General features: G+C 58.5%; 11 protein-coding genes. 2 read left to right on the forward strand and 9 right to left on the reverse strand.

What is annotated here, in order from left to right; all coding sequences use genetic code 11:
- The 3 genes from H1Y61_RS00580 to H1Y61_RS00590 form a co-directional block, all read right to left on the reverse strand.
- Window positions 1-462, reverse strand: a complete 462-nt coding sequence (locus tag H1Y61_RS00580; RefSeq protein ID WP_156554005.1) for a hypothetical protein — start codon at window positions 460-462, stop codon at window positions 1-3.
- Window positions 462-2378, reverse strand: coding sequence for a molecular chaperone DnaK (gene dnaK / locus H1Y61_RS00585; protein ID WP_012654729.1), 1917 nt, complete (start codon window positions 2376-2378; stop codon window positions 462-464). The genes H1Y61_RS00580 and dnaK overlap by 1 nt, the downstream gene beginning before the upstream one ends.
- Window positions 2379-2699: 321 nt before the next feature.
- Complete coding sequence (locus H1Y61_RS00590) at window positions 2700-5189, reverse strand: transglycosylase domain-containing protein (protein ID WP_180573411.1); 2490 nt, start codon at window positions 5187-5189, stop codon at window positions 2700-2702.
- A gap of 214 nt (window positions 5190-5403) precedes the next feature.
- On the opposite strand from H1Y61_RS00590, the gene H1Y61_RS00595 reads away from it, so the two are divergent.
- Window positions 5404-5727, forward strand: a complete 324-nt coding sequence (locus H1Y61_RS00595) for a hypothetical protein (protein ID WP_012654727.1) — start codon at window positions 5404-5406, stop codon at window positions 5725-5727.
- Between the two features lie 128 nt (window positions 5728-5855).
- Here the strand turns inward: H1Y61_RS00595 and H1Y61_RS00600 are convergent, their stop codons facing one another.
- The 3 genes from H1Y61_RS00600 to H1Y61_RS00610 all read right to left on the reverse strand — a co-directional run bounded on the left by H1Y61_RS00600 (window position 5856) and on the right by H1Y61_RS00610 (window position 8698).
- Window positions 5856-6314: a YbaK/EbsC family protein gene (locus tag H1Y61_RS00600; RefSeq protein ID WP_174109692.1), complete on the reverse strand. Its 459-nt coding sequence runs from the start codon at window positions 6312-6314 to the stop codon at window positions 5856-5858.
- A gap of 473 nt (window positions 6315-6787) precedes the next feature.
- Window positions 6788-8176 (reverse strand): dipeptidase, encoded by a 1389-nt coding sequence (locus H1Y61_RS00605; RefSeq protein WP_174109691.1) that lies wholly within the window; start codon window positions 8174-8176, stop codon window positions 6788-6790.
- 72 nt (window positions 8177-8248) lie between these two features.
- On the reverse strand, window positions 8249-8698 hold the full coding sequence (locus tag H1Y61_RS00610) for a MarR family winged helix-turn-helix transcriptional regulator (RefSeq protein ID WP_180573412.1): 450 nt from the start codon (window positions 8696-8698) through the stop codon (window positions 8249-8251).
- A 386-nt stretch (window positions 8699-9084) separates the two neighbouring features.
- On the opposite strand from H1Y61_RS00610, the gene polA reads away from it, so the two are divergent.
- Window positions 9085-12063 carry a DNA polymerase I gene (gene polA / locus H1Y61_RS00615; RefSeq protein ID WP_180573413.1) on the forward strand — a complete coding sequence of 993 codons (2979 nt, stop codon included), beginning with the start codon at window positions 9085-9087 and terminating at the stop codon, window positions 12061-12063.
- Window positions 12064-12093: 30 nt separating this feature from the next.
- On the opposite strand, the gene H1Y61_RS00620 is transcribed toward polA, so the two are convergent.
- The 3 genes from H1Y61_RS00620 to H1Y61_RS00630 form a co-directional block, all read right to left on the reverse strand.
- Complete coding sequence (locus tag H1Y61_RS00620) at window positions 12094-12954, reverse strand: C40 family peptidase (protein ID WP_409363949.1); 861 nt, start codon at window positions 12952-12954, stop codon at window positions 12094-12096.
- 2 nt (window positions 12955-12956) lie between these two features.
- Window positions 12957-13307, reverse strand: coding sequence for a MarR family winged helix-turn-helix transcriptional regulator (locus H1Y61_RS00625; RefSeq protein WP_012654721.1), 351 nt, complete (start codon window positions 13305-13307; stop codon window positions 12957-12959).
- A gap of 91 nt (window positions 13308-13398) precedes the next feature.
- Window positions 13399-14784: a cytochrome b/b6 domain-containing protein gene (locus H1Y61_RS00630; RefSeq protein WP_180573415.1), complete on the reverse strand. Its 1386-nt coding sequence runs from the start codon at window positions 14782-14784 to the stop codon at window positions 13399-13401.
- Window positions 14785-14939: the final 155 nt, after the last annotated feature.

A 14939-nucleotide genomic window follows, 5' to 3' on the forward strand; every position in this document is an offset into this window, starting at 1 on the left:
CTACAAAGCTCTCAAAGCTTTTTCCACACCCGCGTGGTTGCTTGTCTTCTGTCCCACCTGCGCATCGCAGGCAGACATGTCCCTGTTAAAATCTGCCGCCGCCTGGCGGGCATCATCCATCAGCATTTTTCGCGCCGCGCCCTTTTGCGTGACCGCCTCCGACAGCGACATGCCGGCAAAGCCCAGGGAGTGGGCCGCCAGATCGCAGGAAGAGACCTGCCCACCGGACTTCTTGCGCTTCAAGGCATCCTCGATCAGCGGACCGAGACCACCAACGGTTCGCCGCAAAAGCGCCGTATCCCGTTTGGCAATCGCCTGGAGGATAGACGCTTCGGCAGCAGTGACTTTCTGGTGAACATCGGCGCCCGCTGCCGCATGCGCGGCGAGGCACCCTGCCAAAGCAAACGCGGCTGGCCCGAAGGCCAGCCATCTCACAAAGGTATGACGCCGCGAATTCCGCATCAAGCAGACTTCTTAGTGTTGTCGTCCTTCACTTCTTCATAGTCGGCATCGACGATGCCGTCATCATGGTGGCCACTTGGCCCACCCTCGGCACCGCCTTCAGCCTGCTGGGACTCGTAGATCGCCTGACCAAGCTTCATGGACACTTCCATCAAGGTCTGGGTCTTGGCCTGGATGTCCTCTGCATTCGGTTCAGAGGTTTCAATCGAAGACTTCAGGGCAGCAATAGCATCCTCGATCGCCTTACGGTCGTCTGCGGAGACCTTATCGCCATAATCCTTCACCGACTTCTCGGTGGAATGGATCAAGCTTTCAGCCTGGTTCTTGGCTTCGACCACAGCGCGACGATTCTTGTCGGCTTCAGCATTGGCTTCAGCGTCCTTGACCATCTTCTCAATATCAGCATCCGACAGACCACCCGAGGCCTGAATGCGGATCTGCTGTTCCTTGCCGGTGCCCTTGTCCTTGGCGGATACCTGCACAATACCGTTGGCGTCGATATCGAAGGTCACTTCGATCTGTGGAACGCCGCGGGGTGACGGTGGCAGACCAACCAGGTCGAACTGGCCGAGCAGCTTGTTGTCCTGCGCCATTTCGCGCTCGCCCTGAGACACGCGGATGGTCACAGCCTGCTGGTTGTCGTCAGCGGTCGAGAACACCTGGCTTTTCTTGGTCGGGATCGTCGTGTTACGGTCGATCAGACGAGTGAAGACACCGCCGAGGGTTTCAATGCCGAGCGACAGCGGGGTCACGTCGAGCAGCAGAACGTCCTTAACGTCGCCCTGCAGAACGCCAGCCTGAATAGCGGCACCCATGGCAACCACTTCGTCCGGGTTCACACCCTTATGTGGTTCCTTGCCGAACAGTTGCTTCACAACTTCCTGCACCTTCGGCATGCGGCTCATGCCGCCAACCAGAACAACTTCATCAATGTCAGCGGCGGTGACGCCAGCGTCCTTGAGGGCTGCCTTGCACGGTGCAACAGTGCGCTGAACCAGATCATCGACCAGGTTTTCAAACTTGGCGCGGGTCAGCTTCATGGTCAAATGCTTTGGACCAGAAGCGTCAGCCGTGATGAACGGCAGGTTGATTTCGGTCTGCTGCGACGAGGACAGTTCGATCTTGGCCTTTTCAGCGGCTTCCTTCAGGCGCTGCAGAGCGAGCTTGTCGTTCTTCAGCTCAATGCCCTGTTCCTTCTTGAACTCAGCAGCCAGATATTCAACCAGACGCATGTCGAAGTCTTCACCACCGAGGAAGGTGTCACCGTTGGTGGACTTCACTTCAAACACGCCATCGCCGATTTCCAGAACGGAAATATCGAAGGTACCGCCGCCCAAGTCGTACACGGCAATGGTCTTGCCTTCGGTCTTGTCGAGGCCATAGGCCAAGGCAGCAGCCGTTGGCTCGTTGATAATGCGCAGCACTTCAAGACCCGCGATGCGGCCTGCATCCTTGGTGGCCTGACGCTGGGCGTCATTGAAGTAAGCGGGAACAGTGATAACAGCCTTTTCGACCTTTTCGCCGAGATAGGCTTCTGCGGTTTCCTTCATCTTCTGCAGGATCATCGCAGAGATCTGGGCAGGCGAATAGCCTTTGCCCTGAGCTTCGACCCAGGCATCACCATTGTCGCCCTTGATGATCGGGAACGGCACGAGGCCCTTGTCCTTTTCAACGGTCGGATCTTCGTAGCGGCGGCCAATCAGGCGCTTGACAGCGAAGAGCGTGTTGGTGGGGTTTGTCACCGCCTGGCGCTTGGCCGGCTGGCCGACAAGACGTTCACCATCGTCCGAAAAAGCCACCATGGACGGCGTGGTCCGCGCGCCCTCTGAATTTTCAATGACCTTCGCATCCTTGCCGTCCATGACAGAAACGCAGGAATTGGTCGTTCCAAGGTCGATACCGATTACTTTTGCCATTTTATTCTCTCCTTGAAGCAGGCTGTCCGAACCCCGACAGGCATTCCAGTGACAGCCCCTCGACGTGGATTGTGGTCTACGGGATTGCGCAGCGACGCTGCCTTATGCGGGCTATATAAGAACCGAAATTTACGACTGCAAGGCACCAAATTCACGCCGACCATCAAGTTTACGCATTTCCCGCAAAACAAGGTATTGCGGATGGTGCCAAGGTGAACAAGCCATACAACCGGGACCCAAATCCCATCAGATGTGGCAGGCATTGCTTGCCTGGAGCCTACGGCACGATCAAGGCGTCATAGCACATATAAAATCCAGCCATTACCGTCCCATGATTATATCCAGCAGCGTGGTCTTTCCATCGCCATGGCTCTGCGCGCGGGGCTGTTGTCCTTCACCGACATCGGCTGGAGGCGCATAGTCGCCATCGACACCATAAGGATTACTGTCGGGATCTTCACCCGGATAGCCATCCGCAGCCATGGGATCGTTGCGCCGCAAAGCACCTGGCGGGACCCGACCTTCCAGAACGGCGCCATCGCGTGGATTGACCGGCGGACGCGGCTGTAATGGGGCCTGGCCCTGCATTTGACCCGTGTTTTGGTTTGGCATCTGGCGCGCCTGAGGCGGATACGTCGGGTTGACATTATCGGGCGCATTGCCAGACAGCGGACCCGGCGTGTTGGCAGGCGCTGGTGGCGCCGGTGGATAGCTGTTTTCCTGATCGGCTGGGGTGGGCGTGGATGGCGTGCCGGACAGGACCTGCTGGATCATTGTCGTCAGCGACGGACTTTCCTCGGTTTGTGGCGTCGGATCGCCAAACAACGGCACCGGTGTCAGACCTTTATGGGCAACCGTCATAAAATCCTTCCAGGTCTTGGCAGGAAGACCGCCGCCGGTCACCTTCTTCATCGGCGCCCCGTCGTCATTGCCGAACCAAACACCGGTGGTGAGATTGCTGGTAAAACCGACAAACAGCGCATCGCGGAAGGACTGTGTCGTTCCGGTCTTGCCAGCTGCCTGCCAGTTCTTGAGCTTGGCCGCCTTGCCGGTGCCCTCGGTCATCACAGATTCCATCATTCGGGTCATCTGCCCGACAACCTGCTGATTGAGCACCCGCGGCGGCTCACCGTAATCGGCCGTATAAAGCACCTTGCCATTGGCATCGGCAATCTGACTGATCACATGCGGGGTTGCCTTATAGCCGCCATTCATGAAGGGCGCATAGGCTGCCGTCAGCTCCAGCAGTGATACTTCCGAGGTGCCGAGCGCAATCGACGCATTGCTTTGCAGATCCGATTCGACACCGAGCCGGTGGGCAAGTTTGATCACTTGATCCGGGCCAACCTCCATTACCAACTGGGCGGCCACAGTGTTGAGCGAATGAGCGAGCGCGTAGGAAAGCGTCACCGGTCCATTGTATTTCTGCTCGTAGTTTTCAGGGGTCCAGTTGCCGATCTTCACCGGACCGTCATTGCGGACAGTGCTGGGCGTATCGCCGATTTCCATGGCGGCGGCATAAACGAAAGGCTTGAAAGCCGAACCCGGCTGCCGTTTGGCGGTTACGGCTCGATTGAACTGACTGGTCGCATAATCCCGACCGCCGACCAAAGCACGCACCGCGCCATTGCCATCAATGGCGACAAGAGCCGCTTGCGAGGCATTGGATTTCTTGCCGTCCTTGTCCAGCGTGGCGGCAATTGCGGCCTGCGCCGCATCCTCCAGCGTCGGATCGATGGTCGTGGTGACGACAATGTCCTGTTTGACCTCGCCGATCAGCCCTTTCAACTGGCCCGCCACCATGTCGGCCACATATTGGCCTGCACCATCGGCCTGCCGCTTGGCGTGGTCCGGGGACTGTTTCATGGCGCGGTCGAAGTCGCTGTCCGTGATGTAGCCCTGTTCGCGCATGGCGCCCAGCACGACCTTGGCCCGATCCTGGGCTGGCTTTGGATCGTTGACCGGCGACAGCCGCGACGGCGCCTGAACCAACCCGGCCAAAAGCGCCGCTTCGCCCAGATTGACGTCACGCGCAGAGGTATTGAAATAGCGCCGCGATGCCGCTTCGACGCCATAGGCATTGTCGCCAAAATAGACCCGGTTCAGATACATGGCCAGGATCTGATCCTTGGTATATTTCTGCTCAAGCCACAGCGATAGCAGCACCTCCTGCACTTTGCGCTCAAACGTCTTCTTGGGCGACAGAAACAGGTTTCGGGCCAATTGCTGCGTGATGGTCGATCCGCCCTGAGCCTTATGGCCCAGCAGAATATTGGTGACGAAGGCGCGGCCAACCCCGATGAAATCGACACCGAAATGGTGGTAAAACCGTTTATCCTCAATCGCCACGATCGCTTCCGGCAGATAGGGCGACATTTCATCGATGGACAAGGCTTCGCCACCGGTGACACCGCGATTGGCGATCAATGCGCCATCGACAGAGACAATCTTGATATTCGGCGCGCGGGCCGGCACGGTCCAGGAACTGGCGCTCGGCATCTGGGCGGCAAAATAGATGACCAGGCCAACGACGCCGATCGTTCCCCATATACCCAGCACCACGCACCAGTAGAACAGCCTGCGGATACCCCCAAAAAGGCCACCGGACTGGACTTTCTCACGTTTCGGGCGCGGATCGGCAACCTCTCTCGACCGTTTGGAACTGGTGGCCGGCATTTTTTTCCCACCCGAGGCCGAGCGTCCGCCGAGCACGCGATCATTGCTGTCGAGCCTGATCTCGTCACCATCCTCATTCTCAGCGTCGCCAAGCCTGGGCTCAATGCGGTTTCGTGACTTTTTCATGCCTGCCATGGCGCGAGGGCCGTTCTCCAGAAGGGTGCCAGAAAGGTAATCATAGGGGCTGCTTCAATCCCCTGCTTATAATGTCTTGGGCATGGATGGAAGACGGATGGGACGAGCAATGCATGTCCGTTGATTCCATCCCATTGCGTTCTTTTCGAGAACCGAATGGAACCAAAGCGGCATGGAACCGTTATTTTCCCGAAAACACAACAGGGAGTTACCCATGGCTGATACGACGCGTATGCAAGCTGAAATGCGTGAGCTTCAGGCTCAGATCGCGCAATTGAAGGACAAGTTGGCTGAGCAGGGTCATTCTGTGGCCGATCAGGTTCGCGGCACCACATCTCATGCGCTGAGCAACGCTGCCCGCAGCGCGCAGGACGTGGCACGCTATGCCAAGGATGAGGCAACATCGGTTGCTGGTATCGTGCGCGAGCATCCGACTGCAACATCGACCGCTCTGCTCGGCATTGCTCTGGTGGGTGCGTTCATTGGTTATCTGGTGGCAAGCCAGTCCACGCCAGAACCCCGCCGTCGTTGGTACTAAGGCACTGATCTGAAACTGCTATGCAGTTTCGGAAAATAGACATTCGTCGTTTTATGGCGAGGAGGAAAGGCGGCGCAGGTTGCGCCGCCTTTTTTGTATTCGATCACTGATATCAATGACCCTTTATCTTATTGGCAGACATCGACCCATTCCGCCCCGGTCAGATTGACTATGCGTTGCGGCGCAATCTTGACGGCGGAATTGGTGGCTCCGGCGGCAGGGACAACAATGTCGAAACGCTGCAACGACATATCGCAAAACACAGGAAGCGGGGTGGCCAGCCCGAAAGGACAAACGCCACCCACTGGATGGCCGGTCAGCGCCACGACCTCTTCCGCTCCCAGCATACGGGGCTTGCCCCCGAACCGCTCCTTGAATTTCTTGTTGTCCAGTCTTCGCTCGCCTGCAGCAACCACCAGCATGGTGACGTCCCCAACCCGCAAACAAAGGGTCTTGGCAATTTGGTCCGGCTCAACGCCATGCGCCAAGGCGGCCAAAGGCACGGTGGCCGAGCTTTGCTCGGTTTCAATCACGGTGATATCCGGCGCGTGGGCCGAAAAGAAATCTTGAACGGATGTAAGGCTCATGGTCTTTTCATAAAAGGACAAGCGCCGACCTGCAAGAGCTTGCAGACATCGGATGATCTTCCAGACATCGGGATGATCTTGCAGACATCGCGATGATCAAGAAAACAACTGGCAAGAAAATCAACTGGAGCCCTTGAAAAGCCGCAATGAGATACCATTTATGATGAAGACGTGAAGGACGGGGCATTGCTGCCGAGGTCGCTGACGATGCTTAACACAAGTTTAGGCATTTGGCGCGATACTCAATCAAAGGCAGCAAACAGGGTGAGAACCCGGTCCTCCTTCAGGTTGAAGCCTCGCGCTTCGTTGACCACGGATGTACTGGCAACGATAAGAGCGAGTTTTGGAAAGGTCGGGTTTACTCCCCGGCCTTTTTGCTTTTTAGGCCCCTTATCCTTCCCCCGCTACGATACGCAGTCCAAATGAAAACGCCCGGAATTCGTCCGGGCGTCGTCGCAATTGCGTGTTTGGTATCAATGCGCCAGCGCGTCCAGAATACGGATCCAGGAGCGGATACCCTTATGGAAGGATTCCAGCTCATATTTCTCATTGGGCGAGTGAATGCGGTCATCCACCAGGCCAAAGCCGACCAACAACGAATCCATGCCCAGCATGGTCTGGAAATCCCCGACAATCGGGATAGAGCCGCCCATGCCGATCACTTCGGCGGGCTTTGGCCATTCATCTGACAGAGCGGATTTTGCCTTGGTCAGGAAGGGCGAATCATAGGGAAGCTGGATGGCTGGCGATGCCCCATGCTCGTGAAATTCAACCGAGCAGTCGCCAGGAATGCGCGCCTTGACGAAAGCCCGGAAGTTTTCGCGGATTTTCGCCGGGTCCTGCTCACCGACCAGACGGAAAGAAACCTTCGCCGACGCTTTGGAGGCGATCACGGTTTTGAAGCCTTCGCCGGTATAGCCACCGGTAATGCCATTGACTTCGGCGGTCGGACGCGCCCAGGTCAATTCCAGGACGCTGCGACCTGTTTCGCCTGATGGGATAGACAGGCCGACATCATTGAGAAACGTGTCGGCGGTCCGGCCCAGCTTTTCCCAGGAGGCCTTGATATTAGCAGGCGTCTCCTCGACACCCTCGTAGAAACCATCAATGGTAACCCGGCCCGTCTCGTCATGCAGGTCGGCCAACACCTTGGCAAGAATGTGGATCGGATTGGCCGCAGCCCCGCCGAACAGGCCGGAATGCAGATCACGGTCCGCAGCCGTCACCGTCACTTCCTCGCCGACCAAACCGCGCAGGGCTGCCGCAATCGCCGGGGTCTCTCGGTCCCACATGCCGGTGTCGCAGACCAGGGCGAAATCGCATTTCAACTCGTCTTCATTGGCCGCAAGAAATGGCTTCAGCGAAGGTGAACCGGATTCTTCCTCGCCCTCGAACAGGATGGTGATCTTGACGGGCAGACCGCCATGCACGGCCTTATAGGCGCGGCAGGCCTCGACAAAGGTCATCAATTGGCCCTTGTCATCGGAGGTGCCGCGTCCGGTGATCACCTTGCGGCCCGGCTCGATCTCCTTGATGGCAGGCTCGAACGGATCGTTTTCCCAAAGATTGAGCGGATCAACCGGCTGCACATCGTAATGGCCGTAAAACAGCACATGTGGCGCATCCGGGCGGTCAGCATCGTGATGGCCAACGACCATCGGGTGACCGGGCGTGTCGCGCACGGAGGCAGTAAAGCCAAGGTCTGTCAGCTCCTTCGTCAGCCACTCCGCTGCCTTGCGGCAATCGGCCTTATAGGCCGGGTCGGTGGAAATCGAGGCAATACGCACAAGGTCGAAAAGCCGATCAAGGCTTTGTGGCAGCGCCTTGTCGGCCTCGGCGAGAATGGGGGCTAGATCGGTCATGGGCATGTCCTGGACTGTTCAAATCAGCCGGGACGATAGACCATGAGCCCGACAGTTTCGAGACAAACAGCGTCAAATATTTGGCCCATTTTCGCGACTGCGGGCATTTTCCAGGGCCTGACGAATGAATTCCAGCATCAATTCCTTCTCGAAACGCCGAAAACCATGGAAAAGAGCGTCATCCGCCTCGCAGGCTGCGGAAATGGCCTGATCCCGCAACCCCTCCCCCTTGGCGGTCAGGAACACCAGCTGGGCGCGTCGATCGTTTGGATGGGGCTTTCGCTCGATCAATCCGTCGCGCTCCATGCGAGACAGGGTATTGGCCATGGTCGCCTGTTCCACGGCCACACGCTCCAGCAATTGCTTCTGGGTCAGGCCTTGCTCTTCCCAAAGCTCCAGCAGGATTGGAAACTGACCGGCGGAAAAGCCCAGCCCCTCGGCCCGAACCTGCAAGGCACGGGCAAATTCCTTGGCGAGCTGGCTCACGAGATAGGTTGGCGATTGCCGACGATCAAACAGCATGGTGTCGATGATAGGCCGGTTTCAAAGCCGAGGCAATGTGGCCATCTCTATAGCTGAAATGCCAGGCACAAACAAAAAAGTCGTCACGGCTGGAGGCGGCGCCGTGACGACTTTTCGTAACAGGGGACAAAGGCCCGGAGAGGGGGGATAAGGCCTTTGTCCTGAAGTCTGAAGCGGCGGGGGACGAGCCAACTTTCAGACTGCGGTGCTAATCATGCGCCGCTGACTAGTAAATGCGCGGCCAAATGTGTTTTTTCAAGGGAAGGAATGATTACAAAGCGGTAAGCTTTTCGTGATGGCACAGAAAATTCGTCACTTCACTCTGTAAACGGTTTTGGCGTAATGTGGCATGGACCTTTTTGAGCCGCCGCGCTATCCCTTGGCGCATGAAAAAAGGCGATCATCTCTTTCTTGTCGACGGCTCCGGCTTCATCTTCCGGGCCTTCCATGCGCTTCCGGCGCTGACCCGCAAATCGGACGGGCTGCCGGTCGGCGCCGTCTCAGGCTTCTGCAATATGATGTGGAAGCTGCTGACCGAAGCACGCGACACGTCAGTCGGCGTTACACCCACCCACCTTGCGGTGATTTTCGACTATTCGTCAAAAACCTTCCGCAAGGATCTCTATCCCGAATACAAGGCCAATCGCTCGGCCCCGCCGGAAGATCTGGTGCCGCAATTCGGGCTGATCCGCCAGGCGACGCGGGCCTTCAACCTGCCCTGCATCGAAACCGAAGGCTTCGAGGCCGATGACATTATCGCCACCTATGCGCGGGCCGCGGAAGCCATCGGTGCGGATGTCACCATCGTCTCTTCCGACAAGGACCTGATGCAGCTGGTGACTGCCAATGTCCATATGTATGACAGCATGAAGGACAAGCAGATCGGCATTCCCGATGTCATCGAGAAATGGGGCGTGCCGCCGGAAAAGATGATCGACCTGCAATCGCTGACCGGCGACAGCACCGACAACATTCCCGGCATTCCCGGCATCGGCCCGAAGACGGCGGCGCAATTGCTGGAGGAATATGGCGATCTGGACACGCTGATGGCCCGGGCCTCCGAAATCAAGCAGAACAAGCGGCGCGAAAACATTCTGGCAGGCGCCGAACTGGTTAAGCTGTCGCGGCAATTGGTAACGCTGCGCACCGACGTGCCGCTGGACATGCCGCTGGATGCGCTGATGCTGGAAAAGCAGGATGGACCAAAGCTGGTCGCCTTCCTGAAGGCCATGGAATTCACCTCGCTGACACGGCGCGTCGCCGACAATTGCGATTGTGATGCTGGCGCCATCGAGCCCGCCACGATCTCGGTGGAATGGGGTGCCTCGGCCCGTGGCCCGGATCTCGATGCCGGTGCCGCAGCTCAAACGCCCGCCTCCGGCCAAGAAGCCGGACCCACGGCACAATCCGCCAAGGCCGAGGGCGCGACGCCTGCCGATCTTGCCGCGGCCCGGCAATCGGCCTTTGGTGGCCAGCCCATCGACCGATCCGCCTATGTGACCATTCGCGATCTTCCCACCCTGGAAGGCTGGATTGCCTCGGCGCGGGAGGCCGGTTTTGTCGCCTTCGATACGGAAACCACCTCGCTTGACCCGATGCAAGCCGATCTGGTCGGTGTGTCGCTGGCCCTTCAGGATAATGCGGCCTCGCCGGGCTCGGCAACCATTCGCGCCGCCTATGTGCCGCTTGGCCACAAGACCGGGCGAGATGACCTGTTCAGCGACGGCCTGAAACTGGCAGAAAACCAGATCCCAATGGATGCGGCACTCGCCGCCCTGAAGGGCCTGCTGGAAGATCCTTCGGTTCTGAAAGTGGCGCAGAACCTGAAATACGATTACCTTGTCATGAAGCGGCACGGCATTGTTATCAGGGGCTTCGACGATACCATGCTGCTATCCTATGTGCTGGAAGCTGGCGTCGGCGCGCATGGCATGGACAGCCTGTCGGAACGCTGGCTCGGACATACGCCCATCCCCTATAAGGAGGTTGCTGGCTCCGGCAAATCGCTGGTCACCTTCGATCTCGTCGATATCGACAAGGCCACCGCTTACGCCGCAGAAGATGCGGACGTCACGCTGCGTCTCTGGCTGGTGCTGAAGCCACGGCTTGCCGCCGTCGGCTTGGCGCGGGTCTACGAGCGATTGGAACGGCCCCTGGTGCCGGTTCTGGCTGATATGGAAGAGCGCGGCATTACCATCGACCGACAGATCTTCTCTCGTCTGTCTGGCGAGTTGGCGCAGAAGGCTGCCGCCTTCGAGGACGAAATTTACGAACTGGCTGGTGAGCGCTTCAATGTCGGCTCGCCCAAACAGCTTGGGGATATCCTGTTTGGCAGAATGAACCTGCCCGGCGGCTCGAAAACCAAGACCGGTCAATGGTCCACATCTGCGCAGGTGCTGGAAGATCTGGCCGCCCAGGGCGAGCCCCTGCCCCGCAAGATCGTTGATTGGCGCCAGCTGACCAAGCTGAAATCCACCTATACCGACGCCCTGCCCGGCTATGTCCACCCGCAGACCAAGCGGGTCCACACATCCTATTCCATGGCGGCCACCACCACCGGTCGCCTGTCGTCATCCGAGCCGAACCTGCAAAACATCCCGGTGCGCACGGCAGAAGGCCGCAAGATCCGCACCGCCTTCATTTCCACCCCAGGCCACAAGCTGCTGTCTGCCGACTATAGCCAGATCGAGCTCAGGGTACTGGCCCATGTGGCGGATATTCCGCAATTGCGACAGGCCTTTGCCGACGGGGTCGATATTCATGCGATGACGGCTTCTGAAATGTTCGGCGTGCCTGTGGATGGCATGCCGTCTGAAGTCCGCCGCCGCGCCAAGGCGATCAATTTCGGAATCATCTACGGTATTTCCGCCTTCGGTCTTGCCAACCAGCTCAGCATTGAGCGGTCGGAAGCGGGCGAATACATCAAGAAATATTTCGAGCGCTTCCCCGGCATCAAGGACTATATGGAAAGCACCAAGGCTTTCGTGCGTGAGCATGGCTATGTCGAAACCATTTTCGGACGGCGCGCCCATTACCCGGAGATTAAATCCTCCAACCCGTCAATGCGGGCCTTCAACGAGCGGGCAGCCATCAACGCGCCGATCCAGGGTTCCGCCGCCGATGTCATCCGCCGCGCCATGGTGCAGGTGGAACCGGCGCTGGCCAAGGCTGGACTTGGCGAGAAAACCCGGATGCTGCTCCAGGTGCATGACGAACTGATCTTCGAGGTCGAGGATGAGGCCATCGAGGCTGCCTTGCCGGTGATCGTCTCCACCATGGAAAATGCCGCCATGCCCGCCATAGCCATGCGCGTGCCGCTGAAGGTGGATGCCCGCGCTGCGGATAATTGGGACGAGGCGCATTAACAGGCTTCGCCTGAATGGATTGGCTGATTTTTAAGCGATCCGTTCCGGGCGGCGATAACCGGTCGGCTGCTGGTAGAGCCAGCCGATCCGGGCGATTGCGGCGTCTACGTCTTCGCGGGCGACGCTCATTGTGTGGCCATTGGCATGCAGCAGGGTGCGCTCGTCTTCCATGATGCCAGCATGACCTTTCCAGAAGATCAGGTCGCCCCGGCGCAGATCACTCCGGTCAATCGGGCTGCCGAGGCCTGCCGCCTGCATATCGCTGTCGCGCGGGGCGTTCAGCCCGCACATCTGCATGGAGAGCTGGACGAGGCCGGAGCAATCTATGCCAAGCCCGCTGCGCCCACCCCAGAGATAGGGTGTTTCCAGAAAACGGGCGGCGATGGCCACATAATCCTCGCCCGCTGGCGTGCCGAGGGAGCGGCAATGATCGGCAATCACCGCATGACCGTCACTCAGCAGAAAGTAGCGGGTGCCACGGGTCTCGGCCTCCCCGGTGACCGTTACCCGGCTCCCCATCGAGATGGTCCGCGCATTGGGATAGCGCAGATCCGGGCCGGTATAGAGAAAACTGCGTGGCACTGTTATCCAATGCGTGGGCGGCGCCTCGATGTCGGCAATCGCTGTTTCCGGCAGATAACCGACATAGCCATCCAGATCGGCCTTTACCCAGGCCCAGCCATCGGCCCGGTCAAACACCGTAACCTCTTCGCCCAGCAGCACCTCCGTATCGATTCCGCAGGCAAAATCCGGGCGCGGACGCAAGGCGATAACCGGCACGACAATACGCGCCGGGATGCCGCTGACATAGCGCTCCGCCTCCACCTGGCCACGCAGGGCCGCATCGGCCAGATCAGGTCGATAGGCGTTCAGCCGGCGGTCCAGTTGCATGTTCACGTCCTCATGCCACGCGCCTGCTCAATGATCAGGTCGCCGAATTTTTCCAGATAAAGCGCCCCCGCCACCGTGCGCTTGATGATGACATTGCGCTTGTCCATATCATCGCGCACCCGATCAACAAACCCCATGCCGCCCATGGTATCGAGCGCGCGGGTAATGACCGGCTTGGTAACCTTGAGGGTGGCGGCAAGCCCCCGCACGGTATGCGGCGGCGGAACCAGATAGATATGCAGCAGGATGGAGAGCTGGCGCAGTGTCAGGTCGCGGCCATCCTCCTGCACCTGTCGCAAAGTCACGTGATGCCAAAGCCCTAGCGCCGCCGTTGCGGTCAGTTCCAGGCTCATCGTCTGCTCCGCTCTCGTTTCGCACCCGTTATATATCACATGACAAAGCCCAGCACTGCAAGAGGCCGGGCCTGTTGATGGATGGATACGATCAGGAGCCGGTCTTCGTCGCATTTACCACAATGTTCACATTGATGGATTTCGACACCCATTCCGCCGATGGGTCCGAAAACATCCCGAGATTAAGTGCGGCACGATCCAGTTCCAGGGCGCCTTCCACCTGCGCCTTGTTGCCCTCGATTTTCAAGCTGAAGGGCAGCACAACCGGCAAAGGCTTATTCTTGATGCTCAGGGTGCCCCGCGCCTCATAGCGATCGCCTCCCAAGGCGCGAAATTCCGTGGTTTCGAACTTGGCCTCTGGAAACCGGGTGGAATTAAGCCATTCACCATTCTTCAACGAGCCTTCCTGGGTCGCATCGCCGGTTTTGGCAGAGGCCGTTTTTACCAGGATCACCGCTTTCGAACCAGCAAGATTGGCAGGATCAAAACGAATATCGCCACTCCACTCTTCAAACCGGCCACTGAAGGCATTGCCTGCATGGGTGCCACCAAAGCCGATGCTGGACGATGCCATGTCGATGGCCCAGACAGGAGCGGTTGCCGCCTGGACTGGCGCGGCTTGACCCGGTGTAGCTTGAGTATCGGTTTGTGCAGGATTGGCCTGGCCGACATTTGCGGACGACTGAGGCACTGTGACCGGCGGTTCAGCTTGCGCCTCCACCGCCGATGGCTGCTCGGCAAGTGGCGGCGGCAGATGCATGACCCAACCGATAGCAGCCGCCATAACGACCAGCGCCAGGCCGAAGCCATGTGACAGGCCGCTGGTCTTCCCTTTGCCAGACGTACCATTCACGGCTTTACCGGCCCGCAGGAAAGGCACCATCTGCACTAAGACACCATCCCGCTCGATAAAATGATGCTTCAAGGCCGCTGCGACATGCAGAACGATTAGCGCCGCACCGCCGTAAGCCATATAGCTATGGGCACCCATCGCGCCGAAGGCGAGGTTGCGATTTCCCTCAAGACCCGGAATATGCGGGATTGGAAACAGGCCAAACCAGGAGGTCGCCACATCGAGCGGGCGATCTGTAGCAATCGCCCAGCCGGAGGACACGTAGATCCAACCAGTCAATGGCAGGATCAACATCATGCCGTAGAAAGCGATATGCGTGGCATTGGCCAGAAACCGCTCCCAGAGCTTCATGCCGGATGGTAAAGCGGGCGGCTTATGGGTTGCCCGCCAGATGATGCGCAGCACGGTCAAAGCCAGAATGGCAAAGCCGATGGATTTGTGGATCTGAAACAGCTGATAGGCCAGTTGCTGGGTCTCAGGCTTTTTCAAGGCCCGCACCATCCACCATCCCATCGGGATCATCGACAGGATCATCAGCGCGATCGCCCAGTGCAACGCAATGGCAACGCAGGTATAGCGTACCGCAGCCCGCGGTACTGTCTGGTGCTGAAACGCCGTGTTCATGGCTCTTAAAACCTATATTTATCAATGATAAAATTCGGAAAATTCTGCGAGCCGAATACCCGCTGGGGCGCAGGCTCTGGGCCGATTGAGGGTGCTGATATGCGTGGCAAAACCCAATCGGCCCGAAGGCAGTTTACGCAGAGGCCTGTGCCTCA

The sequence above is a fragment of the Agrobacterium vitis genome (assembly GCF_013426735.1).
GTDB lineage: Bacteria > Pseudomonadota > Alphaproteobacteria > Rhizobiales > Rhizobiaceae > Allorhizobium > Allorhizobium vitis_D.